This is a genomic window from Mycobacterium sp. IDUB_36 (assembly GCF_055419225.1).
Window position 1 is genome coordinate 443,388 of record NZ_JBVAXH010000001.1, and the last position, 26,343, is coordinate 469,730.

Genomic DNA, 26,343 nt, shown 5'->3' on the forward strand with positions numbered 1-26,343 from the left:
CATACATACCTGTCGGTTCCTTCCGAGCTTGACGTACAGCGGCGTGAGGCCGTTGCCTCGATCGCGCGGGACCTAGGGGCACGTCGCGTCTATCTCGAACGACTTGCTCAGCGCCTGTTGAGGATTGGCCGCATCGACACCGGTGGCGGTGCCTTTGATCGTGTAGGAGTTGCCGTTCTTGGTGGCCTGGGCGTTGCCCTGATTCGGTGCGCCGGCCGAGTAACCGAGCGTGACACCGGTCAGATTGCCCAGGCCGACCGCCTGCACGGCGGGCGGGTCGGCGTTGCTGACCACTGCGCCGACCCCCGTCGACGGATCACCGATCCCGATGCTGAGGTTGCCGTTCACTTGGGTGCAGCTGACCGGCCCGTTGACGTTTTGAGACTGGCCGTCGACGACGACCTTGTTGCCACCCGGTGCCGGCGCGCCTCCGGTCGCGTTGTTGTCGGACTTGTTGCTCGAACAGCCGACCAGCCCGGATGCGACGGCCGCCGCGGCCACAAAACCGACCACAATCCCCTTTGCCACTGGATTCCCTCCGCACTTCGCGATCGGCACCCGAGTGGATGTCGCCTGATGAGACATCCGGTGCCGCGTTGCCCTGCAATGACTCTGCTCACCCGAACCCTACGCTCAGCGCTGCGACACCAGGGTGCGCTGCGCTGCCATCAGTAGCTACCCCCGGAGGGCGCGGCTAAACGCGCGCGGGACCGGTTGGCGGCTTCAGCCACCACTCCGGCGCGGCGCGGGATCCACGGTTGCCAAGTCGGTGAAACCGCTGATGTCGAAGACGCGCACCAGAAATGGGTGAGCTATGACACGGATGTTTTCGGCATGTGGAAAGAGGACGGTGACGCCGGCGCTGTCGAGGTATTCAACGCCGCTGAGATCAACGACCACCTTGCCGCCACCAGCGGCCTCGGTGACGGCCCTGCCGAGAGCCTCGGCAAACGGTTCCACCGTGCTCAAATCGATCTCCCCCGTCGCCGTCAGCACGAGGTCTCCCTCGGCGGAGCGGGCTGTATCGAGAGTCAACGTTGCCGACATCAGACAATCCTCGCAGTCAAATGCACTGTGGTTCCGTCACTTTCGGGATCGATCCGAACGTCCTGCATCAACGCCCGCATCAGCGAGATGCCTCGGCCCCGGTAAGACTTAGTCGCCTCCAGCGGCGGCTTCCACGAACCCGTGTCGGTGATCGTGAGGGATATCTCGGCCGCAGCTGCGTTCGCGCGCAACGTGATTGACCCGGTAGGGGTGTCTCGGTGACCATGCTCGATTGCGTTGGACACCGCCTCTCCGGCCGCGACGAGAACCGCATCGATCTGGTCCGGATCCAACGCAGCTTGGCGTAACCAGTCACGCAACGCGGCGCGGACACCGGCGAGGCGGGTCGGGTCAGCCGGAAACGCGATCTCCAGCGGCCCGGGGTTGCGATACATCAGGAGGGCGACGTCGTCCTGGTAACCACCGCTCGGTGCGAGCCCGACCATGATCTGATTCGCCAGCTGCTCCAGATCGCCGTCGCGGCCGTCACGCAGCAGTGAGCAGACGCGGTCGATCCCGTCGTCCAGGGAGCTGCGCCGACGCTCGACCAGGCCGTCCGTGTAGAAAAGCAATACGCTGCGCGCCGGAAGGATGATCCGGGCTTCCGGCCGAGCCCGATCGGGTCGCATTCCGATGGGAATGGTGCGCCCGTCCTCGAGGATCTGAGTTGTGCCGTCCGCGTGCATCACAATGGGGGGCGGGTGTCCGGCACTGGAGTAGACCAATTCACCGCTCTCACGGTGCAGCACCGCGCATACGGCCGTGGTGCAGAGAGCGCCGGGCAGACGGGCGGCGAAGCGGTCCAGACCCGCGAGAGCCAGACGGGGACTGGGCCGTTCGAGCAGCAGCGCACGGCATGCGCTGCGTAGTTGGCCCATGACCGTTGCCGCCGCGAGGCCGTGCCCGACGCAGTCGCCGACGATGAGCCCGATCCGTCCGTCTTCCAGATCGACGATGTCGTACCAGTCGCCGCCGACCTGCAAGGGCCGGCTGGCGGCTTGGTAGCGCACCGCGAAACCTTGCGGGAGACGGGCCGGGCCGAGGATGGCGTGTTGTAGCGCCAGTGCGGTTTCGCGCTGCTGGTCGAATTGATGCACCCGCTGCAGACCCTGGCCGAGCCGACCGGCTTGCATGGTCAGCAGGGTCTGATCCTCGAGCGTGAACAGGCGCTGTTCGGCCAGATCAATCCAGACGACGAGCACCCCATCGGGATGTTGCAGCGCGATGCCGGCCGCTCCGGGCTCCGCGGTGTAGGGCCTGAGCAGGTCGCCGTCCCGCAACGAACACAGCGTCCGCCGCAGGTGATCGGAAAGTTCGTCCCAACGGGCGGCCTCACCCACCGACACCATGTCGACGTATTCAGCGGAACGGACTGACGCGTGACGCTGACTGGGAAATGTCGCCGCCAGCACGCGACGGGCCCGCCACAGGCGGCGCAGTTCCTCAGTGGCGCCGCGGAGTGCGTCGTCGACCGTGTCCGCTTCGGACAGTTGACGGTTGAGCGCGTGCTCACGACCTGCCGCGAGCGCCAACGCGATTGCGGCGTGCCGGGCGAAGTCGCTGACGAGCTCGAGGTAGTCGGTGCCGAACGGCGGCTGCTGCGGATTCCGCGCGACCGCGATGACGCCGAGCGCCGCCTCGTCCGCGATCAGCGGGATGACGATCGCCGGCCGCTCGCCCACATCGGTGAAGCCTTCGATCGGGTACTGGAAGGAGTCGGTGATCAGCGGGATACCGCTGCGCGCCACACCGCCGGTAGTCGAGCGATCCATCGGGACCTGCTGACCGATCACTTCCGAGGTGTACCGGCCCGCGGTGGCGGCGACGACCAAGGTGTCGATCTCCGCGACGGGGACGTCGGACTCGCGTGGGACCAGGAGGATCGCCTGCTCGGCTCCGGCGAGTTCGAGCGCGCGGTTCACGATGAGCTGCAAGGGCCCGGTCTGCGGGTCGCCGGACAGCAGCGCGGTGGTGATCTCACGACTCGCCGTCGTCCACTTTGCTGTTTCGCGCTCCCGCTCGAAGAGGCGTGCGTTGTCGATGGCGACGGCGGCTGCGGACGCGAGCGCCCGCACCGCGCGATCCTCGAAATCCGAGAACGCGTGCCCGGGCTGATCGTCCGCGAGGTACAGGTTGCCGAAATCAGCGCCGCGGACCGTGATCGGAATCGCGAGCAGGGTCCGGACCGGAAGGGTTCCGAGATTCCAGGCAGATGCCCGCGGATCAGCGGCGATGTCGTCGACCCGCAGCCCGTCGCCGATCGGCAGGTCGGCGAACAGGCGCGCGGCGTCCGCGTCGAGACCGGCATGGATGAATGAACCGATACCGCCTTCGGGCCTGCGAACACCGAGCGCCCCGATCCGGGCGTCAGTCAGCTCCATCGCGGCTTTGACGATGCGCTGCAAGGTGCCGTGCAGATCGAGGTCGGAACCGATCGCCACGATCGCCTGGACCAATTGCTCGATGTGGTCTCGTGCCGCCCGCAGCTCGCTGGTCTGATCAACCATCGCGGGCACCGGCTGACGCCGACCCGGTCACGGCGCTCGTCTCCACGAAGTACATGTTCGCCAACCTTAATTACCTGGTAATTCCGGTCACCGTGGTTGCTGACGGCTCGTTCGTAACGCATTCCCTCTCGACGTCGCCGAAGCCCGACGCGGCGGGCGCGGTCGACGATACGAATGGGTTAGCAGTTAACGGTGGTCCCGGCTGGGTTCGAACCAGCGACCTCCCGCGTGTGAGGCGGGCGCTCTTCCACTGAGCTACGAGACCGTATACCAAGAGGCGAACGACGTCGAAGGTTAACACGGGCCGGCATCCGGGCCGAAGGTGCTGCTGCGGTCAAATCACGGCGCGCCCATCGGTACTGAGGAATTTGTGCGGTCCCGCTCAGGTGGACTATCGTCGTGCTTCGCACCGGGCGACGATGTCGTCCGTGGCGCGCGGATGTAGCGCAGTTGGTAGCGCATCACCTTGCCAAGGTGAGGGTCGCGGGTTCGAATCCCGTCATCCGCTCGAAGGTGCGTAAGGCATCAATCCAGCGGTGGAGTGGCCGAGTGGTGAGGCAACGGCCTGCAAAGCCGTGCACACGGGTTCGATTCCCGTCTCCACCTCCAGTTTTGTTCCCGGCGCGATTAGCTCAGCGGGAGAGCGCTTCCCTGACACGGAAGAGGTCACTGGTTCAATCCCAGTATCGCGCACAAGTTCTAGCAGGTCAGGCCCGGTAAACCCGGGCCTTTCGTGTTTTGTGCCCAATACGTGCCCAAATCCTGTCGTCGAGCCCGACGGGTCAAAATGTCGGCCGGCGACCCGCTGCGCGCCTCAGCTAGGCGCTGAGAGACTAGTTTCGGCGCACAGCGCCTAGTTTCAAAAATGCTATTTACCAGTGTTTTTCACCGATCTACGGTCACCGGCGATGAAGAAAATTCCTGTTTTGCCTATCCCCGCCGGCGCCGCCGCTGAGCCGTGGTTCGACCTCGGCGGCTGCAGCCACCCCGACGACTGCCGCCGAAACCTCACCTGGGCGCGCTACGACGTGCACGGCGTGCAGGTCGCCGTCGTCGGACAGCAGCTCCTCGACGGCTCATTCGACCGTTAGCTGCTCGTGTAAGCCGACTCCCCAGATCTTGAGCTCGCCAGCTCCGCGGCGGCCTGCCAGCTCGCCGGCGCGATCCTCAACGCGGCCGACGTCCTCGCGGCGTTGGAGTGCGCGCCACCCTCGAGAGTCGGGCGCGGATCGCGCGCCCGGCAGGCCGCGGCCCTCGGGCTGCGCACCGCGCAGCGCCGCGGCGTCGTCGAGCTCCGCGACGCCGAGGGCCAGGTACTCGCTGTCGGCCTGGCCTCCGTCGAGGCGTACCTCATCGAGCGATACGTCGGCCGGCAGTCGGGGCCGGCGCCAGCGACGATGCCGGCGGCCTGGGCGGGCATGGTCGATGACTACTGCCTGCACCTGGCCGCGGCCGGGCAGAGCCCTCGAACGGTCGAGGCCCGGCGGCAGGCATTGGCGCGCATCGGCCGTGCGCTCGGCCGCCCGCCCGCCGAGGTCACCGCCGAGCAACTCATCGCATGGCTCGGCCGGCAGGACTAGAAACCCGAGACCCGGCGCGGCTACCGCAGCACCGCCCGCGGATTCCTCGCCTGGGCCTACCGCGGCGGCCGGGTGCCGGCCTACCTCGGTGACGAGCTGCCCTCGGTGCGGGTGCCGGCCGCGGCTGCGCGGCCGGTGCCCGATGACGTTTGGCGGCAGGCCAATTCGACCGCCGATGCCAGAGTCGGCCTGACGATGCGGCTGGCGGCCGAAGCCGGGCTGCGCCGCGCCGAGGTCGCCCAAGTGCATACGCGCGACATCGTCGAGGGCTGCGGCGGCCCGCAGCTCGTGGTGCGCGGCAGGGGCGGCAAGGTGCTCGTCGTGCCGATCAGCGAGCAGCTCGCTGGCGTCGTGCGCGCCGGTGCCGCCGGCCACACGCCTTACCTGCCGGCCGCGGGCTGGTTCTTCCCGGCGTTGCCGTCCGACGGGCACCTCACGCCGGAGCACGTCGGAAGGCTGGTCGCCGCCGCGCTGCCGGACGGCTGGACAATGCACAAGCTGCGCCACAGATTCGCCACCAGGGCTTACGCCAATTCGATCAAGGAGTCGATCTCCGCGGTTGAGGCGGCCGCGCGCGATGCGGCGGGCAAACCGTCGGCCGTGCTAGGCGTTGCGCTTGACGAGATCGCCAAGCAGCCCAGCACGCCGATGCACCCGGCCCTGTTGAAGGTCTGGAAAGCTATTTACGGCTTCAACAGCGCCAGCGGCGGCATCCGGCACGCCGACAGCCCCGACAGCGTGCCCGCGACGCCCGAGCTTGCCAATACTTTCTTGTCACCTGCTCCGCGATGGTCAATCTGCTTACGACATTGCAGTCGAAGCCGCGACCAGCAAGTCGTAGTGCCTACAGTTGAGCCCATGAGCGAGAGGGACGCCGCCGATTACGTCATCGGCGACGACGACACCATCGAGGACGCCAACCTAGACGACCTCGGCCTGAACTACCAGGGCCAGCCGCTGACCGAGGCCCGCGCGCTCGAGCTCGACGAGCAGATCGCCCGCGACGTTGATGACGGCGAGGCCGAGGCAGTCGAACGCTGGCTCGACGGCCTCGACCCCAACGACCCAACCGTTCGTGTCTACAACCTCGAGCCGCTGTCGAAAGCGGCCAGGCAGCTCGTCGACGCTGTGAACGCCGCACTCGTCGAAGGTGTACCGGCGCGCATCATCCGACTCACCACCGACCACCTCATCGAGGACGAACTCAGCGCGCTGCTGCGCACCGGCGACACCGTTCCCGCAAGTCAGCTGAGGGATGAGCTCAACCTCGACGACGACTAGCGTTTCCCGCCAAGCGTGACAGCGCACGTGATGACGAGATCGGCCCCGGACCGTTCATTAATGGTGGGTAACACCTGCTCTGTCGTCGTTTGAGCCCACTCGCTACGGGTACGTGATTAACGACGGCCGAAGTCTTTCGGCAAAGGCAGCGTATGCGACCGTCCGAAATCTTTGGAGGTCGACATGAAGTCTGCGCGTAAACGCCTGATTACCGCAACGCTCACGGTCGCAACGCTTTTCGTGTTGCCGACGGCTGAAGTGCCGTCAGCGTACGCGGATCCGGACCAACCGTGTCAAAGCTGCGGTTCAGGGACGGGGCCGCAAGGTCAAGACAATCAACCCGGCGGCGGCACGGCGGGTGGTGGTCAGAAATCGATCGGCGGCGGCGGAAAGATGGGGCAATCACCACCGGCCAAAACACCGCGCTCCGGCAACAACTGAGTCAGCGCGACCCGAGCCAGACGGCTACCTAGGCACAGGTTGACCAAACCCGCACGAATGGCCTCAGGTGTTGAAGTCAGGCAGCGGGCCGGCGGGCTTGGTCTCGGTTGGTAGCTCTTGGTCCTGTTCGGCCCCTTGCTCGATGACCTCTTCGGTGCGCCGCACGTCGTTGTCCGTCTGGTCGGCGCCGTCTGCTGGTGTGCTCATGCCACGGTGTACCCGAGCCTGAGCATTCCGAACACTGCGTCGCGATCGGTCGGCCGGGAGCGAGCGGAGTTCAGTCGTCCCCGTGACGCTCCGCCGCGTCCCGCGCAGCCCGGTACCTCTGCATAGCCGGCCCAGTGTCGATTCGCACCCGCAGCATGCGTTGATACCCGCGCAACCACAGCTTGGCCAGGACCAACGATCGTCCCGCATAGGGATTGGGGTCACCGGGCTCAGCGAGTGAACCCTCGTACAGCGCGTAGACGTATTCCGCTCGCTTCGTCATCTTCCAAGCATGAAGGCGCGGAGAACCGAAGCGACGGATCCCACGCCGTCGAATGCAGCGCTACACCACCCGCCTCCTCGGCAAGATGACTCTCCGCCCCCTGTGCAATCCGCCAATTCTTTTTACCTTTGTTGCAACCAGTAGATAACCGGGGACCGGCGGGCTGATCGGCTTCTCTGGCCCACTGCCGTTCAGACCTACGACTCATTGACCGAACCCCACCTGCGGGCCTCGAGCGAGGCTCCACGAATCGCTTCCGAACGGTGCGCAACGGCATGGTCAGGTCTGCTAGACACGCCACTTTGCGGAAACAAGTCCGGCCCTCAGGAGCCTTATTCCGGCTTGGCGGACCCGACCGTCATAGGCACAGGGAAAATCCCAGGTTTTAGGCAGTAAATGGTTCTTTTCGAATCAAATCGCATCAAAAACAATCCCTAAAGTTTATTTGAGTTCAGTATGTAGGAAGTATTTGTGAGCTATAACTAAGCGAAGCCTGAGGGCACGCGTCTGATCTTGGGGGACTTGGCCAGACAACGGCGGCACACCGCCGGGTGGACATCTCGGCTCGATCACGAGCGATTTTCACTTAGGGGGAACTGATGAAAAAAACTCTTCTCGGCGCCGCACTCTGCTGGGCCGCTGTGGCGTTTTCCGGTACGGCGAATGCCGATAGCAGCAGCAATGACTGGTTGTCCGGCTTGACCGCTATCGAGAACTGGTTTTCCCAAGTCAGTGCGGCCAGCAGCACCAGCAATTGGCTGACGGATCTGATTGCCCTGGAAAACCTATTCACCCAGGGCAGCGGGTCTTTGCCAGTCCCGACCGGCGGCGACGACGGTACCGAATTCCTGTCGGGCTCGACCCACGCACTAGTCCTCGGCGCCACCGGCGTATCGACGCCGAGCGCCAACTATGTCAGTGACGCATTGAACCTGTACCTCGAGCCAAATGGATACGACGGCAACGCCGCCTCCGCCCTAGCTTTGACCACCCCGGAGACATTCAGCTTCGATTCGAGCGTCTCACAGGGCGAGCAAATTCTGATCAACACCATTGTCGCCGACTACAACGCCGGTGACATGGGCTGCAACGCTGCCGGCATCTGCAGTGATCCGCTGACCATTTTCACGTACTCGCAGAGCAGCCTGATCGCCGGCTTGGCGGAGCAGCAACTTTCCGCCGACAAGATCCCCGACGACGCGCTCAGGTTCGTCATGCTCGGCGCAAACCCTCTCGGCGTTCCCAACGACCTCTTCCCCACGGAGATCTACGACATCAACGGTGACACCTGGGCCGAGCCCGGTTCGCTGGGCACAAGCTGGCAGGACCTGCTCACAGGCTTGGCCTTGCACGAGGTATACCTCGGGTTGTCGCCGGCCGAAATTGCCTCGGCCTCCACCGTTGCCGACGGAATGACAACCCTCCACGAAATTCCGACGCTCACTGGCGCGGCATTCTGGGATGCGTTGATCGACGCCTTCGGCGCCGGGGCCAGCTAGGACCGGATACCCGGCCCGGCGGCCTCCCCGAAGGACCACCCGGTATAGCGCGACGGGGAACCGCTGAGACGGAGCGCATGCTCCGCGCGCGAATGCAGCACCAGCGGTTTTCTTTCGAGGGTCCGTAAAACGAGATGCAAGCTCCAATTTGTCGGACTTACCTTCTTTGTTTCCGGTTTCGAGGGAGCGACCTCAGCTATCAGGCCGGCGGGGAAAAAGATTTGCGAGAGCACTCGTTGCATCTCGGAAGTACCAATTCAACATCAGAAAAATAATTGAGTTTGATGTGAATTACTGTGTACTTTCACCTGAAAAAAGCGTTAACTTAATTAGTCCGAGTTTGCTGCTTCGGCTCCCGCAGTGGAGATTTCGGCCGGTAAACGCACTTCTCATGCGACAGCGTTTTGTCTGCTCGTCACCACGGGGGAATCAATGAGAACAATGATTCTTAGCGCTGCGATCTGTGGTGCCACGCTGTACGGCGGCGCCGCCGGATTTGCTGGCGTCGCCGACGCCGATACCGGCAGCGACTGGCTCGCCAGTGTGACCAACACTGTCGACGACTGGATGTCCGGCCTGACCGGGCCCAGCGTGGCAAGCGCCGTCGCGCCTGATTTCGGCACCGCCGACGACGGCACCGATTTCCTGGCGACCTCGAATCACGCGCTCATCCTCGGCCCTACCGGCATTCCCACGCCGAATTCGGCGTACGTCACCGATGCCGAAAACCTGTATCTCTACCCGAACGGATACGAAGGTACCGCCGCGACGACGCTCGCCCTGACCACCCCGGAAACCAACGACTTCGAGACAAGCGTGCCGCAGGGCGAAGCGATCCTCATCGATGCGATTCAAGCGCAGTACAACGCCGGCGACATGGGCTGCGACGCCTCCGGTGTGTGCAGCGATCCGCTGACGATCTTCACCTACTCCCAGAGCAGCGCAGTCGCCGCCCTGGCCGAACAGCAACTCAGCGACGACAAGATCCCCGAAGATGCATTGAGATTCGTCATGCTCGGCGCCAACCCCACCGGCGTACCCAGTGACCTGTTCCCCACCGAGATCTACAACATTCACGGCGACACATACGCCGAGCCCGGCGTCCTAGGCACATCGTGGCAGGACGTCATCTTCGGAGCGGAGCTCCACGAGGCCTACCTGGGACTGACGCAAGCGGAACTCGATTCAGCGACGACGACGGTTGAAGGCCTGACCACGATTCACGAAATTCCGACGCTGACGTCCATGGAGCTGTGGGACGCCCTTCTCAGCGCGGCGGCCGCGGGGTCGTTTTCTACCAGTTGAGTGGCACACGCCGGAACGGCCGGGTCAGCCATTTGTTCCGGCCTGGACAGCGTCCGCATACGTGCGACGACGCGCGCATCGTATTGGCCGACGACAGCAGGCCGCTCCTGGGGCGGGATTAGTTAATACTTTGGGTCTATCGGCGCGGCCTGCGACTGCCTAGAGAGATCCGAAGGCGCGCACTGGCCCGACGAGTGTAGGTGAATGCACTCGTAATCCTTCAAATGGCATCAATAACTGCCGAAAAAAGGCATAAACGTTTGATCCCATTCCGACATCTCGGACGAACTTTGAGCGATACCTTAATTGCGACTGAGAGATTCTCATCATCGGTCACCGGGGGAAGAACAGCGCAGTTGCCCGCCTAACGGGGACGGCTTGGCGACGTCAGTTCTGAATACGAATACGAGGGGGAAAACCAATGAAGAAAGTGATTCTCGGGGCAGCGCTGTGCAGTGCCGCTATCGCGTTCGCCAGTCCGGCAGACGCCGACTCCAACAGCGACTTCTGGAACGCTGCCGCCGGCACCATCACCGATTGGCTGCTGGGCCCGAGCAACAGCGCAGCCGGGGCGGCCTCGACAGGCGGCGCAGCCGAAGGCGACTTCCTGGATGGCTCGACAAACGCGCTGATTCTGGGCGCTACCGGAATGCCGACGCCGACTGCTAGTTACATCAACGAGGCGGCTTCGTTGTACATCTACCCCAACGGGTATGAGGGCAACGCATCGTCATTGGTGGGATTGACCACGCCGCAGACGTTCGACTTCTTTCCGAGCGTGCAGGATGGCAAGGACGAACTCGTCAACGCGATCATGGAGCAGTACAACGCTGGCGAGATGGGCTGCAACGCCGCCGGCATCTGCAGCGACCCGCTGACGATTTTCACGTACTCGCAGAGCGCTGCGATCGCGGCTCTTGCCCAACGTGATCTCGACGCCATGAAAGTTCCCGACGACGCATTGCGGTTCATCATGCTCGGCGCGAACCCGCTGGGCGTTCCGGACGACCTGTACCCGACGGAGATCTTCAACATCGACGGTGACGTCTGGGCGCAACCGTTCACGCTGGGGTCAAACTGGCAGGACATCCTGATGGGCTTCGCGCTTCACGAGGTCTATCTCGGCTTGACCGAAGAGCAAATCGGCTCGGCCTCTACGATAGTCGATGGAATGACGACTATTCACGAGATCCCGACCCTCACGTGGCCCGAGCTGATCGACGCGTTGTTCAACGTGTGGTTCGGGCAGTGATGACGACAGTCTGAGGCGCGGCGCTGACGGCCGAGCGTGCGGGGTGAAGCGCGATACTTCCGCCACTCGGCCCTGCGCACCCTCGGTAACGTCGTCTCCATGCCGCTGTTCACATCACAGCGTGTCCGTTTCCGGGCCGGCACGGCGATGGTCGCGATTCTGCTAGGCGTCGCGGGCTGCTCGACAGTCGGGAAACACCAGCCGTCGAAAGCCCGTCCCGGCGCCGCGCGGGGTGGCGTCACTTACACGGTCGAACCGTTCGACTTCGACAGCATCGCCGGACTGTCGATGACCGTCACACAACGCCAGCTCGGTGGCTCGATGTGCCCCTGCGTCAAGGTGCACTACCCCGCCGACGGCTTGCACAACGACGAGGGAGTGACCGCGATCGACAAGGCGCCGCTGCACGCGGGCGACACCGTGCTCGGCTTCAGCCTCGGGTCGCAGGTGATCTCGCTTTATCTCGCGAAACACACACCACCGCCCGGCGTGCGATTCGTTCTGCTGGGCGACACTTTCGCTCGTAACGACGAGCTGGTGGCCCATCATCAGGGCATTCCGCCCGACATCGCCAATCCGGTCACGTTTGTAGTCCGCGAGTACGACGGGTGGAGCGACAAACCAACGCGCAAAGCGTCGCCCCACTTCGATCTCGCCATGCACAACGCGGAACTGGGTGCGGCCACCCTTCACGATTACGTCGACGCCCGCATCGACGACGTTGCCAACGTCACGGCGTCCCGTGGCAACATCACCGCCGTTCTGATCCCTACCCAGCATCTGCCGATCAACAAGCCGCTGCGGTTGCTCGGCAACAGCGCGAAGGCCGATCAACTGGACGCCCAGCAACGTCCGCTCATTGACAGCGCCTACGACCGACCCGTCCCGACACCCCAGCAACTGGCCGACTCGACGGACCAACAAGTCGGCGGCTGAGCCGTCAGCCTGCTATCTGCGCCTGGGCAACCGCATTGGCGGTCTGGTCTGGGCAGTGTTGGCGGATCGTGGTGCCGGTCAGGACGCCGGCGTTGGTCGCGTTGTAGCCGCGAGCCTCGAGCGTGGTCTCGATCGCGGCGAGACTGGTGCCACCGCGCAGTGCTGCGCAGATGTCGTAGCGAGAGTCGACGGAAGCAGCCTGCGCAGGCGCGGCGAGCGTGAGCGCCGCGATCATCGCGGCTCCGGCTGCCAGAAAGGATGAACGAATCAGGCTCTGCCCGTTGGTGTTGTTGTTCCGACTCATGTCACCCTCGCTGTCTCGAGGTCACCGTTTTTGAATAGTGGCCGTTGCCGTCTACCAACGCGCCTTTACCCAGATCGCTGCCCGATTCGGCGCAAAGGTGATCGAGCTCACCGCGGGCCGACCAATCCGAGGAAGTGGCGGCGTCGAAGGCCTAAGCTGAGGCACGCCCGGAACTGGGCGGTGGGTTCACCGAGAGGCCTGCGATGATGCGATTTTTTCGCCGCCTGACCAGCACCTTGGTGGTTGCCTCCGTGCCGCTGGCCGCCGCGGCGCTGGCGACGTCCGCTGTCAGTACGGCGGCCTGCGACCCGAATTGGTCGCGCAACGCGTTCACCGGGGAGTGCCATCCGCAGCCGGCGCCACCAAGCTGGTACGCGGTGCGGCCCGCTTACGCGCCGCCGTACGCACCGGTCGATGTACCGCCGCCGCCTCCCCCGCCGCCGTGGGCGCAGAAGATGCAGCCCCGATGGGACGAAGGCGCCCAACGTTGGTATTGGGCCGGGATCTGATCTCGCGCGAACGGACCACCCGCCGCTAGCCCGCGACGAAGACTCGGCTGCAGGGTGCTCAGGACTGTGGACCCCCGTCGGGCGGAGACTGGCCAGTGTTCACCCGCTGCAGATAGCGCGGGCAATACGCACTCGCGGCGATCGCGGTGAACTTGGCGGCCTTGTCAGTGTTGATCGCCGAATTCTGTTGCACCACAAGCTGAACGACTTCCAGCTGCGACTTGCCCTGATCCAGCAGGCCGCATGCCGTCTTGGCCGCGTCGACGGCGTTGTGCGGATCGTTGAAGCCGATGCCCGCCTTGGTCAGCGCGTCGACAAAACTCGCGTCGACATTCGGTTCAGCCTGGGCCGACACGGAGGCGCCCAGTGCCACCGCAATGCCGAACGCGACGATCAGACGTCTCATCAGTCCATCATCGCCCACCCGGCGCCGCGACACTCAACCTGCGGGCGCACCGGCGGGATTCGGCGCAGACGGTCCGGCGGCGTGCAGGTGCTGCGGGCAATACGCACTCGCGGCGATCGCCGTGAACTGCGCGGCTCGATTGGTGTCCAGACCGGGGTTCTGCCCAGCCACACGTTCGACCACGTCGATCTGAGGCCGGCCTTCATCCATCATTCCGCAGGCCGACTTGCCGGCCTTGATGGCGCCGCTCTCGCTTTTGATGACGATGCCCGCCTTGGTGAGCGCATCGAGAAAGCTCGCGTCCAGACCCGGGTCGGCACCGACCGTTCCTGCCTGCGCCAGTGCAGTCAGACCCAGCACGACCGCCCCCACTGCACACACAACCCGACGCGTCATCGATACATCGTCGCGCACGCCGGCGCCTTTGTCGCGATTACCGAATTGCCCCATCGGCCGCGGAGCCCTGCCAAGATCGGACAAATGGCCGAACGAATCGAAGTCCAGCGCACCATCAAAGCCCCTCCAGCCGACATCTTCGCCGTGCTCTGCGATCCGCAGGGTCATGTCGCCATCGACTCCTCCGGCATGCTGCAGGACGCCGACGGCGCAGCGGTCGCCGCAGCCGGGGACAGTTTCGTCGTGCACATGGATCGGGAGGCGCTCAACGACTTTCCGGAACTCGGCCGCTACGACGTCACGGTCACGATCCGCGATTTCGACAAGGATCAGCTGATCGCCTGGACGGTACTGGGTCAGATCCGCCCGCAGATCGGCCACGTCTACGGATACCGGCTCGAACCCGACGAGCAGGGCGACGGCACGCTCGTCACGTCGTTCTACGACTGGTCCGATATCGACGAAAAGTGGCGTGAGGCAGGCATTTTCCCAGTCATTTCGGAGAATGCACTACGCGCATCGCTGGGCATCCTGGACCGTACGGTTCGGCGGGGATATCCGAAAGGCTGATCTCATCGCGTCAACACAGAGTTGACGTGTTCACGTCGTCAACCTAGTGTTGACGGCATGTCGCCATCTCAGCCCGTCCGCCTCGACGAGATGATCAACACGATCAAGGACGTGCACACCGACGTGCTCGACCAACTCAGTGACGCGGTGCTGGCGGCCGAGCATCTCGGCGAGGTCGCCGACCACCTGATCGGGCATTTCGTCGACCAGGCACGGCGGTCCGGCGCCTCGTGGACCGACATCGGCAAGAGCATGGGCGTGACCAAGCAGGCCGCTCAGAAGCGCTTCGTATTGCGCGCCGAGGCCACGACCCTCGACCCGAACGGCGGTTTCGAGCGCTTCACCCCGCGCGCCCGTCAGTCGGTGATCGAGGCACAGAAAGCAGCCCATGCGGCCGGCAACAACGAGATCACCCCCGATCACCTGATTCTCGGGATGTTGAGCGATCCCGATGCCCTGGTCACCAAGCTGATACGCGCCCAGCGCGTCGACCCGGAATCGTTGCGCACGTCCATCACCCTGCCGCCCGCCGCCGACACGATGCCGGCGCTGATTCCGTTCAGCGGCACAGCGCGCAAAGTACTCGAGCTGACATTTCGCGAAGCACTTCGGCTGGGCCACAACTACATTGGCACCGAGCATCTGCTCCTCGCCCTGCTCGAGCTGGAGGACGGTGACGGTCCGCTACATCAGGCCGGCGTCGAGAAGGGTCGCGTCGAAACCGATCTGGCCGCCGCGCTGAAGGCGCTGGCCGCCGGCAAGAAACCTTGAGGGTTGAGCAACCCGACAACGTCCGCCGCGCGGTGTGCCATCATGCGATGGTCGTCGAGGAGGAAAGATGCGCCGCTACCTGGTTGTCGTGATCACTGTCATCGCGGCCACGTTGATCGCGGTACCCCGCGCATCCGCGGGCGACGCACCGATCGGTCATCTCGGTGACACCCTGCGGGTCGACACCGGCAAGCTGGTCGCCGATGTCACGGTCAGCAGCGTGCAACCGGTCGAGGCGCCACCGGGTTTCGGCTACAACCGAGTCGGCGTGCCGGTCAAGAGCTTTCCGAACAGCGCCGTGATGCGCGCCGACGTGGCCATCCACGCGGTGCGGATGCCGAACCCGTACCAGATGGCCACCGACTTCACCTTCGACGGCGTCACCCCGTTCGGCGACGCCTACAAACCCCGCGCGTCGGACGCCCCCGATGCACTCGACGCGGTCCTGACGAACGCGCCCGCCGGTGCGATCGTTCGCGGCGGTGTCTACTGGGAGGCCTACCGCGACCCCGTCTCCACAGTGGTTCTGCTGGACAAGAAGACGGGCTATCACCTCGCACAGTGGAACCTGTAGCTCGTCTCGCCACGCCGGGCTCCATCGACGCTGTCGAACTCGCGGCCGTCGCTGCGCGTACCTTCCCGCTGGCCTGTCCCCCGTCGGTCGCGCTCAACGACATCGCCACGTTCGTCGACACACATCTCTCCGATAGGCGATTCGCCGAGTACTTGAGCGACCCTCGCCGGTTGATCTTCACCACTGCCGACGAGGGCCGGATCACCGGATACGCCATGCTGATCAGCGGGGTGTCCGACGACCCCGACGTCCAGCGGGCGGTGAGCGTCCGGCCCGCGATCGAGCTGTCGAAGATGTATGTGCTGGCGGCCCAGCACGGTTCGGGCGCGGCGACGGCGTTGATGGACGCCGCACTGACCGCGGCATCAGAGCGTGGCGCCGGCTGCGTCTGGCTCGGTGTCAATCGGAAAAATGAACGCGCTCAACGCTTTTACACGAAGAGCGGCTTTACCGTCTGCGGCGGCAGGACCTTCCGGCTGGGTGAGCACACCGAGAGCGACTATGTGATGGCGCGACCGTGTTAGGTGCCGACGGTCGCACTCAGCGCCAGTAGCCGCGAGGTAGCTCGTAGATACTTTTTCCGGAAGCCGCCGGCCACCATCTCCGGGCTGAAAACCCGGTCCAGGGTCTCGCCGGAGGCGAACACCGGAATGCCGGCGTCGTAGAGCCGATCGGTCAGTGCCACCAGTCGCAGGGCAACGTTCTGATCCTCGACGACGTGCACACCGGTCAGGCAGACGGTCGTCACGCCGTCGATCAACGACAGGTAGCGCGAGGGATGCATCGTGGCCAGATGAGCGCACAGGGCGTCGAAGTCGTCGAGGGTGGCACCCGTCACCTTCGCGGCGTGGGCGGCGACCTTCTCGTCGGACGGCGGACTAGACGCGGGCGGCAGGGCGCGGTGCCGGTAGTCGGGCCCGTCGATCCGGACCACGTCGAATATCGCTGCCAGTGTGGTGATTTCGCGGAGGAAGTCCTGGGCGGCGAACCGCCCCTCCCCCAGCTGCTCGGGCAACGTGTTCGAGGTGGCCGCCACCGAGACACCGCGCTCGACCAGCTGCGAGAGCAACCGGGAGATCAGCGTGGTGTTGCCCGGATCGTCGAGCTCGAACTCGTCGATACACAGCATCGTGTAATCGCTCAGTAGGTCGACGCATTCGGCGAACCCAAACACCCCGGCCAGCTGAGTCAGCTCCATGAACGTCGCGAACGCCCTCGGGTGCACCGAGCTCTCGGGTAGCCGCCGATATGCGGCTGCCAGCAGATGCGTCTTCCCGACACCGAAGCCGCCGTCGAGGTACAAGCCGACCCCCGGCAGCCGCTCGCGACGGCCGAACACTTTCTTGCGGCCGCTGCGGCGCTCGAGCGCCTGGTCGCAGAAGCGCCGGCAGGCATCGACGGCGGCCGACTGGGTCGGCTCCGACGGGTCGGGGTGATAGCTGGCGAAACTGGCGTCCGCGAACGTCGGCGGCGGCGTCAGCTGGGCGATCAGCCGCTCCGGTGACACCGTTGGCTGCCGGTCGATGAGCCGAGCAACCCCGTGCATGCCCGCACCCTAGCGACGTGTTGCAATCAACCGCATGGCCGACCATTCAGCGGACGACTCCAGCGCGGTCCAGATGCGTCTGCTCGGCTCTTCCCGCGACGTCGACGGCGGTGACCTTCCGGACCTGTACGGCTACCCCGTCGAGCACGCGGGCGTCTGGCTGCGGGCGAACTTCATCGCCAGCCTCGACGGCGGGGCGACGTTCGGCGGCAAGTCCGGCGAGCTGGGTGGCGACGGCGATCGGGCGGTCTTCGACGCGCTGCGAGAAGTCGCCGACGTGATCCTGGTCGGCGCCGGCACCGTCCGCACCGAGGGTTACGCCGGGGCACGGCCGACTGTCGCTCAGCGTCAGCGCCGACAGGAACGCGGCCAGAGCGAAGTGCCGCAGTTGGCGATCGTCTCCAAATCCGGTCGGCTGGACCGGGACATGCCGGTGTTCACCCGAACCGAGGTGGAACCGCTGGTGTGCACGTGCACAGCGGCGCTCGCGCAGACCCAGCGGACCTTGGCCGGCATCGCCGACGTGGTCGACTGCTCGACCAACGACCCTGACGAGGTCGACTCAGCCGCTGTGCTCAAGGTGCTGGCCGACCGTGGCCTGACCCGGGTGCTCACCGAGGGCGGCCCGATGCTGTTCAGCTCGTTTGTCGACCATGATCTGCTCGACGAGTTGTGCCTGACCATCGCGCCGAGCCTGATCGGCGGCAAGGCCGGACGCATCGCGACCGGATCCGAGCAGGTGTTGACCGCGATGCGGTGCGCGCACATCCTCACCGACGACGACGGTTACCTGTACACGCGATACGTGCGGCGTCCCGCGGGCGCCTGACGGCCCGGACCGAGCCCGCCGACACGTCAGGCAATCGATTCGACCTGCCGATCGCTACTGTGGTCGGCATGACCCGGAGCGCCACGCTCGCCACGTCGCTGATCGTGGTGACCGCACTGTTGACCGGCTGTGCGCCCGGTTTGGCCGCGAATCCTCGTTTTGCCACCAATGCCGGCGCCCGCCCGCAGGGCAAGGCGACCAAGGCCACCACCCCCAACGGGCCACCGCCGATCGCGAAGCCGAAGAACGAGTTGGCCTGGCACGACTGCACTTCCAAGGAATTCGTGCAAGCCGCCGCGCCGGCACCCGTCGGCGTCAAGCTGGATTGCGCGACCTACGACGCCGACCTCGACCCGGTGAACGGTGCGGCCGGTTCCCTGAGTATCGGCGTGGTTCGCGCCCGTTCGGCTGCGACGCCCGACGACGCCGGGCCGGTGGTGTTCACCACCGGTTCGGATCTGCCGTCGTCGCTGCAGCTGCCGGTGTGGCTGGCCCGGTCGGGCGCCGACGTGCTCAAGAGCCATCCCATCGTCGCCGTCGACCGGCGCGGCATGGGGACCTCGAGCCCGGTGGAATGCCTCGAGCAGTTCGATCGCCAGGAAATCCACGACCAGGCCCAGTTCGAAGCCGGCAACGACCCGGTCGCCAATCTGGCGGACATCGTGCAGACCTCGACGACGAGCTGCACCGACACCATCGCGCCCGGCGATTCGGCCTACGACAACACCCACGCCGCGACCGACATCGAGCGGCTGCGCAGCATCTGGGACGTGCCGGCGCTGGCGCTGATCGGCGTCGGCAACGGCGCGCAGGTGGCGCTGTCGTACGCGGGCTCTCACGCGGACAAGGTCGCCAGGCTGGTCCTGGACTCCCCGGTGGCGCTGGGGGTCGGCGCCGAAGCCGCGGCCGAGCAGAAGGTCAAAGGTCAGCAGGCGGCGCTGGATGCATTCGCCGCACAGTGCGCGGCGGTGAATTGTCCGCTGGGGCCCGACCCGAAGGGTGCGGTGAGCGAATTGCTGGCCGACGCCAAGGCCGGCCACGGCCCCGCAGGCGCATCGGTCGCGTCGATCGTCAGCGCGATCAGCACCTCGCTCGGCTATCCCACCGGCGACCGGGTCGGCAGCACCAACGAGCTGGCCGCCGCGCTGGCCAGCGCCCGGTCGGGCGACACCAATCTGCTGGCCGGGCTGATCAACCGGGCGGAGGGCACCAGCGGCACGGACGGCCAGTTCGTCAACACCTGCAGCGACGCGATCAACCGGCCCACACCTGATCGGATCCGTGAGCTGGTGGTCGCCTGGGCGAAGCTCTACCCCCAATTCGGCGTCGTTGGCGCACTCAATCTGGTCAAGTGCGTCTCGTGGCCGAGCAGCACTCCGCCTCAGCCGCCGAAGAAGCTCGGGTTCAACGTGCTGCTGATGGGCGTCCAGGACGACCCGATCGTCGGATCGGAAGGCGTCTCAGCCACCGCCGCCACCATCATCAACGCCACTGCGGCCAGCAAGCGAGTCATGTGGCAGGGCATCGGCCACGGCGCCAGCATCTACTCGGGGTGCACGGTGCCGCCGTTGATCGGCTACCTGAACAGCGGCACGTTGCCGGCCACCGACACCTACTGTCCGGCGTGACTCAGCCTGCCTTATAAAGTGCGCTCGTGACTGAAGCAGTCGATAGCGGGGTGCGTGGTTGGGCGCAGACCATCTTCGGTCCCCGCACCGCAGCCCCGAGCACCGCGACCGTGCTGCGCTCCGCGCTGTGGCCGGTGGCCATCTTGGCGGTCATCCATCGCACCATCGTGGTCACCACCAACGGCAACATCACCGACGACTTCAAGCCGGTCTATCGCGCGGTGCTGAATTTTCGGCGCGGCTGGGACATCTACAACGAGCACTTCGACTACGTCGACCCGCACTATCTGTACTTCCCCGGCGGCACGCTGATCATGGCGCCCTTCGGCTATCTGCCGTTCGCCGAATCGCGTTACCTGTTCATCGCGATCAACAGCGCCGCCATCGTGCTGGCCGGGTACCTGCTGTTGCGCATGTTCAAGTTCAGTCTGTCGTCGGTCGCCGCTCCGGCCCTGCTGCTGGCGATGTTCTGCACCGAATCGGTCACCAACACACTGGTTTTCACCAACATCAACGGGTGCGTCCTGCTGGCGGAAGTGTTGTTCCTGCGTTGGCTGCTCGACGGCCGGACCAGCCGGCAGTGGTGGGCCGGACTCGTCGTCGGCCTGACCTTCACGCTGAAGCCGGCATTGGCGCCGCTGTTGTTGTTGCCGCTGCTGAATCGTCAGTGGCGGACCCTGGTGCCGGCCACCGTCGTGCCGATCGTGATCAATGCGGCCGCATTCCCGTTGATCAGCCATCCGATGGATTTCTTCAATCGAACGCTGCCGTACATCCTGGGCGTCCGCGACTATTTCAACAGTTCAATCGAGGGCAACGGCGTCTACTTCGGGCTGCCGTTCTGGCTGATTCACCTGTTGCGAATCCTGTTCACGCTGTTGGCCGTTGGCAGCCTGTGGCTGCTGTACCGCTACTACCGGACCCGCGACCCGCTGTTCTGGTTCACCACATCCTCCGGTGTGCTGCTGCTGTGGTCGTGGCTGGTGCTGGCCTTGGCCCAGGGCTACTACTCGATGATGCTGTTCCCGTTCCTGATGACGGTGGTGCTGCGTAACTCGGTGATCCGCAACTGGCCGGCGTGGCTGGGTATCTACGGATTTCTGACCATGGACCGCTGGCTGCTGTTCAACTGGATGAACGTCGGTCGGCCGCTGGAGTACCTCAAGATCACCTATGGCTGGTCGCTGCTGCTGATCGTCGTGTTCACCGTGCTGTACTTCCGCTACCGCGACGCCAAGGCGGAAAACCGCCTGGACGACGGCATCGACCCGGTCTGGGTGACGTCGTCGCAACCTCGCGCTAGCTTGGTGACATGACCTCTTCACCGCAGCCGAAGGTGCAGCTCAGCGACGACGAATGGCGTAAGAAGCTCAACCCCCAGGAGTTCGACGTGCTCCGCCGCGCCGGCACCGAGCGCCCGTTCGTCGGTGAGTACACCGACACCAAGACCGAAGGCGTCTACCAGTGCCGGGCCTGCGGCGCAGAGCTGTTCCGCAGCACCGAGAAATTCGAATCCCATTGCGGCTGGCCGTCTTTCTTCGACCCGGCGGATTCCGACGCGGTGATCCTGCGTCCCGACCACTCGCTGGGCGCGACGCGCGTCGAGGTGGTGTGCGCCAACTGCCACTCCCACCTCGGCCACGTCTTCGAGGGCGAGGGCTACCCGACCCCGACGGATCAGCGCTACTGCATCAACTCGATTTCGCTGCGCCTGGTCCCCGCCGGTTCCTGACCTTCGCTCGATCAGCGGCCGATGCTGAGCGCTACCGCCGCCGACCCCGATCCCGGTCTGCTCGACGATCCGGTCTGGCATGCCCTCACCGGACCACATCGCCGGTTCGCAATTTCCACCGGCCGACCGGCGGGCGCCTACCGATACCCCGCCGACGTGGCGCCCTTCGCCGCCCTGCGCGATGCGTCCGATCCGGCGGCCTGGCGTGAACTCGGTGAGTTGTGCGGACCTGACGGCCGGGCCGCCCTGGAAGCGGCAGATGTGGTCGCGGTGCCGCAGGGGTGGGAGGTGGCGACGGTGTTCCCGATCGCGCAGATGCTCGCACCGTCGGCCGGACTGCCTACGGTTCCTTCGACCGAATCCGTTGTCCGGTTGGGCAAACGCGATGCCCCGGAGATGGTGGCGCTCGCCGAGCTCACCAGGCCTGGTCCGTTTTCGCTCTCGACCGTCGAGTTGGGTGGCTACCTCGGTGTCCGGCGCGACGGCCGACTGGTCGCGATGGCCGGCCGGCGGATGCACCTGCCCGGCTGGATCGAGATCAGCGCGGTGTGCACCCACCCGGACCATCGCGGCCACGGCCTGTCCCGGTTGCTGATGGCCGGCGTCGAGGCCGCGATCCGACAGGATGGGCAGCGGGCGTTCCTACACGTACTACACCAAAACACCCGAGCCCTATCGATTTATCGCGGCCTGGGCTTCACGCTGCGGGCCGAGATGACGATGACTGTGGTGCGCCCGGTTGGCTAGTCCACCCGGGTGGCGTGCACTTCCCAGAACGGAGCGTGCACCCGGCCGTCGGTCAGCCACGGTTCGATGGCGCGGAACCGCTCGGCTACCGACGTCATCTCCGCCGCCCGTTCAGGGGCGCGACGCAGCATATCGTCGAAATTCTGCGCACTCATGTTGATCTGGTAGGTCGTCGGTCCCAGATAGGTGATCTCCCAACCCGCGTCGGGAAACACATCGCGAAAGTCGGACTCCGACAGCGACCGCGGCATGTGGAAGCCGTTGACGTTGCCGACGCCGAATTCGAACATGTACAGCCGCGCACCGGGTTTGGTGGCCCGGTGCAGCGCCCGCGCATACGACCGCTGCAATGCGGGTTCCGTTGAAAAGGTGTGATAGAAGGCGCAATCCACGACCGTGTCGAAGCGGCCGTCCAAGCCGTCGAGCTTCGTCGCGTCGGCCAGTTGAAAATTCACCGACACGCCGGCGTTGCGCGCGTTCTCACGAGCCCGCTCCAGCGCGGTCTCCGAACCGTCGATCCCGGTGACCGAATAGCCTTGTGACGCAAAGTAGATCGCGTGATGGCCGGGCCCGGTCCCCGGGTCGAGCACCTCACCCCGGATCGCTCCGAGCGCGACCAGCTGCTGCACCACCGGTTGCGGGCCGCCGATGTCCCACGGTGTGGCCGCCGGCAGTCCGTGCGCGACACGTCCGTCGCGATACATCTCCTCGAACCGGGCGGGGTCGGTCGGATCGAACGTCGTCATTGAGCGCCGCTCCCTCTCTGCTGCCCGATCAGGGCAGCGAATTGACCAGTTGCTCGACCGGAACCCGCGGCCCGGTGAAGAACGGAATCTCTTCGCGGGTGTGCCGCCGCGCATCGGTGGCTCGCAGTTCGCGCATCAGGTCGACGATCCGGTGCAACTCCGGCGCCTCGAACGCCAGCAGCCACTCGTAGTCGCCGAGTGCGAACGCGGGCACCGTGTTCGCCCGGACGTCTTTGTACTCGCGGGCCGCCATGCCGTGTTCGGCCAGCATGCGCCGACGTTCGTCGTCGGGCAGCAGGTACCACTCGTAGGACCGCACGAATGGGTAGACGCAGATGTAGTTGCCGGGTTCCTCGCCGGCCAGGAACGCCGGGATGTGGCTCTTGTTGAACTCGGCCGGCCGGTGCAGCGCGACACTACTCCACACCGGCGTCGACGCCCGGCCCAGCGCGGTGGTGCGGCGGAAATCGGAGTAGGTGGCCTGCAGCGCCTCGACGCGTTCGGCGTGTGTCCAGATCATGAAGTCGGCATCGGCCCGCAGGCCGGCGACGTCGTAGAGGCCGCGGACCGCGACACCATGCTCTTCGCGCTGCTTGAAGAAGGTCGCGGTCTCGTCGACCAGTGCGGCCCGCTCGTCACCGAGTTCGCCGGCGCGCACCGAGAACACCGAGAACATCAGGTAACGGACGGTCGAGTTCAGGGCGTCGTAGTCCAGTCGGGCCATGAGAACTATCGTGCCACGGGCGTTTCGACGGCACGGACGGCGGCAGCGGCAGCGCGTCCGGCCGCGCCGACACACGCCGGCACCCCGATCCCGTCGAGATAGCTACCGGCCACCTGGCCGGTCGGCGGCAGACCGGCCCGCAGTTCCGCGATCAGGTCGCGATGGCCCGGACCGTACTGCGGCATGGCATCCGGCCAGCGCTGGATGTGAATGTCCACCGGTTGCACCGAGAGCCCGAAGACGGTCGACAGGTCCTCCAGGCTCCAGGCCAGCAACTCGTCATCGGAGGCCCGGACCGCCAGGTCGTCACCGAAGCGTCCGAACGACAGCCGCAACAACTCCACGTCGGTGCGCCGGCCCCACTTCCGCGAGGACAAGGTGATCGCCTTGGCGCGCAGGCGTTCTCCGCTGGCCACCAGCACACCGGAGTTCTGCGGGAAGTCGATGCCGCGGGGCACGGCCATCGCGAGCACCGCGGAGGAGGCACTCTCGATCTGGCCGGCGGCGGCCGCCGTCCGCGGCGCGACCTGCTCGACCAGTCGGGCCAGGCGCGCGGCCGGGAGGGCGAAGACCACCGCGTCGGCCGTCCACTCACCGCCACGATCGTCCCGCAACGTCCATCCCTGCGGAGCGGTGTCGATGCCGTCGACCGCGGCGTGCACCCAGTCGACTCGGCTGCGGCGGAACAGTTCCTCGACCAGCACGGTGTATCCCCCGCCCACGGCGCCGAAGATCGGGCCCGCGGTGATGCTCGCCAGGGCCTGCCGGACCGCATCGGTCACGCTCGTGGCACCGGCGTCGAGACCGGCTGCCAGCGTCGGGGCGGCGGCACGAAGGCCGATGGTCGCCGCCGATCCGGCGTAGACCCCGCTGAGCATCGGATCCACCGACCGGGCGACGACCTGCTCACCGAACCGGTCGAGCAGCAGGTCGGCGGCGGCCGGGTCGGCGCCGGGTTGCCAACTCAGCGGCCGATCGGGCTCGGCGGCGATCTTCGCGAGCGTGGCGTCGTTGACCAGGCCGGCCATCGACTCCGCCGACGACGGGATGCCGATGAGCGTTCCGGTCGGCAGCGGATGCAACCGGTCCTGGCTGTAGATCAGCGGACGCGCCCCGGTGGTGCCCAGCTGCTCGTTCGCCAAGCCCAATTCGCCGAGCAGCTCCGGCATTTCGGGTCGGCGCACGACGAACGCCTCGGCGCCGACGTCGACGGCGACTCCGCCGACCCGCTCGGTGCGCAGCACGCCGCCGAGCCGGTCAGACGGGTCGAACAGGGTGATGGTCGCGTCGTCACCGGCGTTCTGACGGAGCCGATACGCCGCAGTCAGACCGGAAATGCCGCCGCCGACAACGCAATACGATCGCTTGGCCGAAGTCATAGCGAATGGATCAGCGCTACCAGGTCGGTGATGATGTCGGGTTCGGTTTCCGGCAGCACGCCGTGGCCGAGGTTGAAGATGTGTCCGGACGCACCGGCGTCGACGGCCTGTCGCCCGTCGTCGATCACAGCGCGCGCGGCCCGCTCGACCGTCGGCCACCCAGCCAGCAAAACCGCAGGATCGAGGTTGCCCTGCAACGCTTTTCCAGCCTCGACCCGGCCGGCTGCGTCGACCAGTGACGTCCGCCAATCGACCCCGACCACCGTCGCCCCAGCCGTCGACATCGCACCGAGCAGTTCGGCGGTGCCGACCCCGAAGTGGGTCATCGGGACACCACGGTCGGCCAGCGCGGCGAACACCCGCGAACTGTGCGGCAGCACCAGCCGGCGGTAGTCGGCCAGCGACAGCACGCCGGCCCAGGAGTCGAACACCTGGATCGCGTCCACCCCGGCGTCGAGCTGCACCCGCAGGAAGCCGATCGTGAGGTCGGTGAGCTTTTCCATCAACGCATGCCACGATTGCGGCTCGGACAGCATCATCGCCTTGGTCTTGGCGTGATTGCGGCTCGGACCGCCCTCGACCAGGTAAGAGGCCAGCGTGAACGGCGCGCCGGCAAAACCGATCAGCGGCACCTGATCCAACTCGCGCACCAGCAGCGAAACCGCATCCGACACCGGTTGCACAGCGCCCGGATCGAGGCTCTGCAAGGCATCGACGTCGGCGGCGCTGCGTACCGGCGCCGCGATCACCGGGCCGACATCAGGGACGATGTCCACGTCGACGCCGGCGCCGCGCAGCGGAACCACGATGTCGGAGAACAAGATTGCGGCGTCCACGTCGTGGCGGCGGACCGGCTGCAGCGTGATTTCGGCGATCAGGTCGGCGTTGAAGCAGGCTTCCATCATGGTGTTCTGCTTGCGCAGCGCGCGATACTCGGGCAGCGAGCGGCCGGCCTGGCGCATGAACCACACCGGCACCCGACTGGGCTTGCGGCCCGCGGCGGCAGCCAGATACGGCGACTCGGGAAGCGTGCGACGGTCACTCATCAGCATCAATGCTGCCACGACCGGCTGAGTGACGGGTGCGGCGGGCTGACGAGATGCAGCCAAATCCGGTGAGTCTCGAGGCACTGAACATCTGACGT

General features: G+C 65.8%; 31 protein-coding genes and 4 tRNA genes. 21 read left to right on the forward strand and 14 right to left on the reverse strand.

Annotation, left to right across the window (positions count from 1 at the left end; translation table 11 throughout):
* Positions 1-72: 72 nt before the first annotated feature.
* From ACZYW1_RS02020 to ACZYW1_RS02035, 4 genes are all read right to left on the reverse strand, one after another.
* Positions 73-528, reverse strand: coding sequence for a lipoprotein LpqH (locus ACZYW1_RS02020; RefSeq protein ID WP_463782837.1), 456 nt, complete (start codon positions 526-528; stop codon positions 73-75).
* 195 nt (positions 529-723) lie between these two features.
* On the reverse strand, positions 724-1,047 hold the full coding sequence (locus tag ACZYW1_RS02025; protein WP_463782839.1) for an STAS domain-containing protein: 324 nt from the start codon (positions 1,045-1,047) through the stop codon (positions 724-726).
* Positions 1,047-3,554 carry a SpoIIE family protein phosphatase gene (locus ACZYW1_RS02030; protein ID WP_463782841.1) on the reverse strand — a complete coding sequence of 836 codons (2,508 nt, stop codon included), beginning with the start codon at positions 3,552-3,554 and terminating at the stop codon, positions 1,047-1,049. The genes ACZYW1_RS02025 and ACZYW1_RS02030 overlap by 1 nt, the downstream gene beginning before the upstream one ends.
* A gap of 193 nt (positions 3,555-3,747) precedes the next feature.
* Positions 3,748-3,819, reverse strand: a tRNA-Val gene (locus ACZYW1_RS02035).
* Positions 3,820-3,989: 170 nt separating this feature from the next.
* Between ACZYW1_RS02035 and ACZYW1_RS02040 the strand changes: the two genes are divergently transcribed.
* The 7 genes from ACZYW1_RS02040 to ACZYW1_RS02070 all read left to right on the forward strand — a co-directional run bounded on the left by ACZYW1_RS02040 (position 3,990) and on the right by ACZYW1_RS02070 (position 6,856).
* Positions 3,990-4,062, forward strand: a tRNA-Gly gene (locus ACZYW1_RS02040).
* Positions 4,063-4,089: 27 nt separating this feature from the next.
* Positions 4,090-4,163, forward strand: a tRNA-Cys gene (locus tag ACZYW1_RS02045).
* A 12-nt stretch (positions 4,164-4,175) separates the two neighbouring features.
* Positions 4,176-4,247 (forward strand) — tRNA-Val (locus tag ACZYW1_RS02050).
* A 215-nt stretch (positions 4,248-4,462) separates the two neighbouring features.
* Positions 4,463-4,645: a hypothetical protein gene (locus tag ACZYW1_RS02055; protein WP_463782842.1), complete on the forward strand. Its 183-nt coding sequence runs from the start codon at positions 4,463-4,465 to the stop codon at positions 4,643-4,645.
* Positions 4,646-4,747: 102 nt separating this feature from the next.
* Positions 4,748-5,134 (forward strand): integrase, encoded by a 387-nt coding sequence (locus tag ACZYW1_RS02060; RefSeq protein WP_463782845.1) that lies wholly within the window; start codon positions 4,748-4,750, stop codon positions 5,132-5,134.
* 72 nt (positions 5,135-5,206) lie between these two features.
* Positions 5,207-6,415, forward strand: a complete 1,209-nt coding sequence (locus ACZYW1_RS02065; RefSeq protein WP_463782846.1) for a hypothetical protein — start codon at positions 5,207-5,209, stop codon at positions 6,413-6,415.
* Positions 6,416-6,598: 183 nt separating this feature from the next.
* Positions 6,599-6,856, forward strand: a complete 258-nt coding sequence (locus ACZYW1_RS02070) for a hypothetical protein (RefSeq protein ID WP_463782847.1) — start codon at positions 6,599-6,601, stop codon at positions 6,854-6,856.
* A 63-nt stretch (positions 6,857-6,919) separates the two neighbouring features.
* Here the strand turns inward: ACZYW1_RS02070 and ACZYW1_RS02075 are convergent, their stop codons facing one another.
* Both ACZYW1_RS02075 and ACZYW1_RS02080 read right to left on the reverse strand, forming a co-directional pair.
* Positions 6,920-7,063 carry a hypothetical protein gene (locus ACZYW1_RS02075; protein WP_463782850.1) on the reverse strand — a complete coding sequence of 48 codons (144 nt, stop codon included), beginning with the start codon at positions 7,061-7,063 and terminating at the stop codon, positions 6,920-6,922.
* A gap of 70 nt (positions 7,064-7,133) precedes the next feature.
* Positions 7,134-7,346, reverse strand: a complete 213-nt coding sequence (locus tag ACZYW1_RS02080; protein WP_463782852.1) for a ribosome modulation factor — start codon at positions 7,344-7,346, stop codon at positions 7,134-7,136.
* Positions 7,347-7,945: 599 nt separating this feature from the next.
* On the opposite strand from ACZYW1_RS02080, the gene ACZYW1_RS02085 reads away from it, so the two are divergent.
* The 4 genes from ACZYW1_RS02085 to ACZYW1_RS02100 all read left to right on the forward strand — a co-directional run bounded on the left by ACZYW1_RS02085 (position 7,946) and on the right by ACZYW1_RS02100 (position 12,338).
* A complete protein-coding gene (locus tag ACZYW1_RS02085) occupies positions 7,946-8,845 on the forward strand; it encodes a PE-PPE domain-containing protein (protein ID WP_463782853.1) in 900 nt (299 codons plus the stop codon).
* Positions 8,846-9,286: 441 nt separating this feature from the next.
* Positions 9,287-10,150, forward strand: coding sequence for a PE-PPE domain-containing protein (locus ACZYW1_RS02090; RefSeq protein WP_463782856.1), 864 nt, complete (start codon positions 9,287-9,289; stop codon positions 10,148-10,150).
* 421 nt (positions 10,151-10,571) lie between these two features.
* Complete coding sequence (locus tag ACZYW1_RS02095) at positions 10,572-11,402, forward strand: PE-PPE domain-containing protein (RefSeq protein WP_463782858.1); 831 nt, start codon at positions 10,572-10,574, stop codon at positions 11,400-11,402.
* A 99-nt stretch (positions 11,403-11,501) separates the two neighbouring features.
* On the forward strand, positions 11,502-12,338 hold the full coding sequence (locus ACZYW1_RS02100) for a PE-PPE domain-containing protein (RefSeq protein ID WP_463782861.1): 837 nt from the start codon (positions 11,502-11,504) through the stop codon (positions 12,336-12,338).
* Positions 12,339-12,342: 4 nt separating this feature from the next.
* Here ACZYW1_RS02100 and ACZYW1_RS02105 read toward each other — a convergent pair whose 3' ends face one another.
* Positions 12,343-12,642: a DUF732 domain-containing protein gene (locus tag ACZYW1_RS02105; protein ID WP_463782862.1), complete on the reverse strand. Its 300-nt coding sequence runs from the start codon at positions 12,640-12,642 to the stop codon at positions 12,343-12,345.
* Positions 12,643-12,848: 206 nt separating this feature from the next.
* On the opposite strand from ACZYW1_RS02105, the gene ACZYW1_RS02110 reads away from it, so the two are divergent.
* Positions 12,849-13,151 (forward strand): hypothetical protein, encoded by a 303-nt coding sequence (locus ACZYW1_RS02110; RefSeq protein ID WP_463782863.1) that lies wholly within the window; start codon positions 12,849-12,851, stop codon positions 13,149-13,151.
* 58 nt (positions 13,152-13,209) lie between these two features.
* On the opposite strand, the gene ACZYW1_RS02115 is transcribed toward ACZYW1_RS02110, so the two are convergent.
* Together ACZYW1_RS02115 and ACZYW1_RS02120 are read right to left on the reverse strand one after the other, a co-directional pair.
* Positions 13,210-13,557 carry a DUF732 domain-containing protein gene (locus tag ACZYW1_RS02115; RefSeq protein ID WP_463782865.1) on the reverse strand — a complete coding sequence of 116 codons (348 nt, stop codon included), beginning with the start codon at positions 13,555-13,557 and terminating at the stop codon, positions 13,210-13,212.
* A 33-nt stretch (positions 13,558-13,590) separates the two neighbouring features.
* Entirely contained in the window at positions 13,591-14,121 is a 531-nt protein-coding gene (locus tag ACZYW1_RS02120) for a DUF732 domain-containing protein (RefSeq protein ID WP_463782866.1), read from the reverse strand.
* Between ACZYW1_RS02120 and ACZYW1_RS02125 the strand changes: the two genes are divergently transcribed.
* From ACZYW1_RS02125 to ACZYW1_RS02140, 4 genes are all read left to right on the forward strand, one after another.
* Positions 14,038-14,523, forward strand: a complete 486-nt coding sequence (locus ACZYW1_RS02125; protein WP_463782869.1) for an SRPBCC family protein — start codon at positions 14,038-14,040, stop codon at positions 14,521-14,523. The genes ACZYW1_RS02120 and ACZYW1_RS02125 overlap by 84 nt on opposite strands.
* A 57-nt stretch (positions 14,524-14,580) precedes the next feature.
* The gene (locus tag ACZYW1_RS02130; RefSeq protein ID WP_463782871.1) at positions 14,581-15,294 is read left to right on the forward strand and encodes a Clp protease N-terminal domain-containing protein; all 714 of its coding nucleotides are present in this window, start codon (positions 14,581-14,583) and stop codon (positions 15,292-15,294) included.
* Between the two features lie 67 nt (positions 15,295-15,361).
* Complete coding sequence (locus ACZYW1_RS02135) at positions 15,362-15,868, forward strand: hypothetical protein (RefSeq protein WP_463782874.1); 507 nt, start codon at positions 15,362-15,364, stop codon at positions 15,866-15,868.
* Entirely contained in the window at positions 15,856-16,392 is a 537-nt protein-coding gene (locus ACZYW1_RS02140) for a GNAT family N-acetyltransferase (RefSeq protein WP_463782875.1), read from the forward strand. Before ACZYW1_RS02135 ends, ACZYW1_RS02140 begins: the two co-directional genes overlap by 13 nt.
* Here the strand turns inward: ACZYW1_RS02140 and zapE are convergent.
* Positions 16,389-17,414 carry a cell division protein ZapE gene (gene zapE, locus ACZYW1_RS02145; RefSeq protein ID WP_463782877.1) on the reverse strand — a complete coding sequence of 342 codons (1,026 nt, stop codon included), beginning with the start codon at positions 17,412-17,414 and terminating at the stop codon, positions 16,389-16,391. The genes ACZYW1_RS02140 and zapE overlap by 4 nt on opposite strands.
* A 34-nt stretch (positions 17,415-17,448) precedes the next feature.
* Here zapE and ACZYW1_RS02150 point away from each other — a divergent pair, with 34 nt between their 5' ends.
* From ACZYW1_RS02150 to ACZYW1_RS02170, 5 genes are read left to right on the forward strand one after another with little or no spacing between them, the layout of a single operon-like run.
* On the forward strand, positions 17,449-18,243 hold the full coding sequence (locus ACZYW1_RS02150; protein ID WP_463782879.1) for a pyrimidine reductase family protein: 795 nt from the start codon (positions 17,449-17,451) through the stop codon (positions 18,241-18,243).
* A 59-nt stretch (positions 18,244-18,302) separates the two neighbouring features.
* Complete coding sequence (locus tag ACZYW1_RS02155; RefSeq protein WP_463782881.1) at positions 18,303-19,871, forward strand: alpha/beta fold hydrolase; 1,569 nt, start codon at positions 18,303-18,305, stop codon at positions 19,869-19,871.
* A 26-nt stretch (positions 19,872-19,897) separates the two neighbouring features.
* Complete coding sequence (gene aftC / locus ACZYW1_RS02160) at positions 19,898-21,187, forward strand: arabinofuranan 3-O-arabinosyltransferase (protein WP_463782884.1); 1,290 nt, start codon at positions 19,898-19,900, stop codon at positions 21,185-21,187.
* A complete protein-coding gene (msrB, locus tag ACZYW1_RS02165) occupies positions 21,184-21,603 on the forward strand; it encodes a peptide-methionine (R)-S-oxide reductase MsrB (protein ID WP_463782885.1) in 420 nt (139 codons plus the stop codon). The genes aftC and msrB overlap by 4 nt, the downstream gene beginning before the upstream one ends.
* A 21-nt stretch (positions 21,604-21,624) precedes the next feature.
* Complete coding sequence (locus tag ACZYW1_RS02170; protein WP_463782887.1) at positions 21,625-22,350, forward strand: GNAT family N-acetyltransferase; 726 nt, start codon at positions 21,625-21,627, stop codon at positions 22,348-22,350.
* Here the strand turns inward: ACZYW1_RS02170 and ACZYW1_RS02175 are convergent.
* Genes ACZYW1_RS02175 through hemE form a run of 4 tightly spaced genes read right to left on the reverse strand, consistent with a single transcriptional unit; the run spans position 22,347 to position 26,245 of the window.
* Entirely contained in the window at positions 22,347-23,096 is a 750-nt protein-coding gene (locus ACZYW1_RS02175) for a class I SAM-dependent methyltransferase (RefSeq protein ID WP_463782889.1), read from the reverse strand. The two genes, ACZYW1_RS02170 and ACZYW1_RS02175, sit on opposite strands and share 4 nt — an antisense overlap.
* Positions 23,097-23,124: 28 nt before the next feature.
* Complete coding sequence (gene hemQ / locus ACZYW1_RS02180) at positions 23,125-23,820, reverse strand: hydrogen peroxide-dependent heme synthase (RefSeq protein ID WP_463782892.1); 696 nt, start codon at positions 23,818-23,820, stop codon at positions 23,125-23,127.
* 5 nt (positions 23,821-23,825) lie between these two features.
* A complete protein-coding gene (locus ACZYW1_RS02185; RefSeq protein WP_463782894.1) occupies positions 23,826-25,199 on the reverse strand; it encodes a protoporphyrinogen oxidase in 1,374 nt (457 codons plus the stop codon).
* On the reverse strand, positions 25,196-26,245 hold the full coding sequence (gene hemE / locus ACZYW1_RS02190) for a uroporphyrinogen decarboxylase (protein ID WP_463782895.1): 1,050 nt from the start codon (positions 26,243-26,245) through the stop codon (positions 25,196-25,198). The genes ACZYW1_RS02185 and hemE overlap by 4 nt, the downstream gene beginning before the upstream one ends.
* Positions 26,246-26,343: the final 98 nt, after the last annotated feature.

Coding starts and splice junctions, on each gene's coding strand:
- ACZYW1_RS02080 (WP_463782852.1), bottom strand. CDS start 7,346: ATGACGAAGCGAGCGGAATACGTCTACGCGCTGTACGAGGGTTCACTC.
- msrB (WP_463782885.1), top strand. CDS start 21,184: ATGACCTCTTCACCGCAGCCGAAGGTGCAGCTCAGCGACGACGAATGG.
- ACZYW1_RS02170 (WP_463782887.1), top strand. CDS start 21,625: ATGCTGAGCGCTACCGCCGCCGACCCCGATCCCGGTCTGCTCGACGAT.
- ACZYW1_RS02115 (WP_463782865.1), bottom strand. CDS start 13,557: ATGAGACGTCTGATCGTCGCGTTCGGCATTGCGGTGGCACTGGGCGCC.
- ACZYW1_RS02090 (WP_463782856.1), top strand. CDS start 9,287: ATGATTCTTAGCGCTGCGATCTGTGGTGCCACGCTGTACGGCGGCGCC.
- ACZYW1_RS02120 (WP_463782866.1), bottom strand. CDS start 14,121: ATGACCCTGCGGATCGCAGAGCACGGCGAAGATGTCGGCTGGAGGGGC.
- ACZYW1_RS02175 (WP_463782889.1), bottom strand. CDS start 23,096: ATGACGACGTTCGATCCGACCGACCCCGCCCGGTTCGAGGAGATGTAT.
- ACZYW1_RS02130 (WP_463782871.1), top strand. CDS start 14,581: ATGTCGCCATCTCAGCCCGTCCGCCTCGACGAGATGATCAACACGATC.
- ACZYW1_RS02105 (WP_463782862.1), bottom strand. CDS start 12,642: ATGAGTCGGAACAACAACACCAACGGGCAGAGCCTGATTCGTTCATCC.
- ACZYW1_RS02110 (WP_463782863.1), top strand. CDS start 12,849: ATGCGATTTTTTCGCCGCCTGACCAGCACCTTGGTGGTTGCCTCCGTG.
- ACZYW1_RS02185 (WP_463782894.1), bottom strand. CDS start 25,199: ATGACTTCGGCCAAGCGATCGTATTGCGTTGTCGGCGGCGGCATTTCC.
- ACZYW1_RS02150 (WP_463782879.1), top strand. CDS start 17,449: ATGGCCGACCATTCAGCGGACGACTCCAGCGCGGTCCAGATGCGTCTG.
- ACZYW1_RS02070 (WP_463782847.1), top strand. CDS start 6,599: ATGAAGTCTGCGCGTAAACGCCTGATTACCGCAACGCTCACGGTCGCA.
- ACZYW1_RS02025 (WP_463782839.1), bottom strand. CDS start 1,047: ATGTCGGCAACGTTGACTCTCGATACAGCCCGCTCCGCCGAGGGAGAC.
- ACZYW1_RS02095 (WP_463782858.1), top strand. CDS start 10,572: ATGAAGAAAGTGATTCTCGGGGCAGCGCTGTGCAGTGCCGCTATCGCG.
- ACZYW1_RS02075 (WP_463782850.1), bottom strand. CDS start 7,063: ATGAGCACACCAGCAGACGGCGCCGACCAGACGGACAACGACGTGCGG.
- ACZYW1_RS02125 (WP_463782869.1), top strand. CDS start 14,038: ATGGCCGAACGAATCGAAGTCCAGCGCACCATCAAAGCCCCTCCAGCC.
- ACZYW1_RS02030 (WP_463782841.1), bottom strand. CDS start 3,554: ATGGTTGATCAGACCAGCGAGCTGCGGGCGGCACGAGACCACATCGAG.
- zapE (WP_463782877.1), bottom strand. CDS start 17,414: ATGCACGGGGTTGCTCGGCTCATCGACCGGCAGCCAACGGTGTCACCG.
- ACZYW1_RS02135 (WP_463782874.1), top strand. CDS start 15,362: ATGCGCCGCTACCTGGTTGTCGTGATCACTGTCATCGCGGCCACGTTG.
- hemQ (WP_463782892.1), bottom strand. CDS start 23,820: ATGGCCCGACTGGACTACGACGCCCTGAACTCGACCGTCCGTTACCTG.
- ACZYW1_RS02100 (WP_463782861.1), top strand. CDS start 11,502: ATGCCGCTGTTCACATCACAGCGTGTCCGTTTCCGGGCCGGCACGGCG.
- ACZYW1_RS02085 (WP_463782853.1), top strand. CDS start 7,946: ATGAAAAAAACTCTTCTCGGCGCCGCACTCTGCTGGGCCGCTGTGGCG.
- hemE (WP_463782895.1), bottom strand. CDS start 26,245: ATGAGTGACCGTCGCACGCTTCCCGAGTCGCCGTATCTGGCTGCCGCC.
- ACZYW1_RS02055 (WP_463782842.1), top strand. CDS start 4,463: ATGAAGAAAATTCCTGTTTTGCCTATCCCCGCCGGCGCCGCCGCTGAG.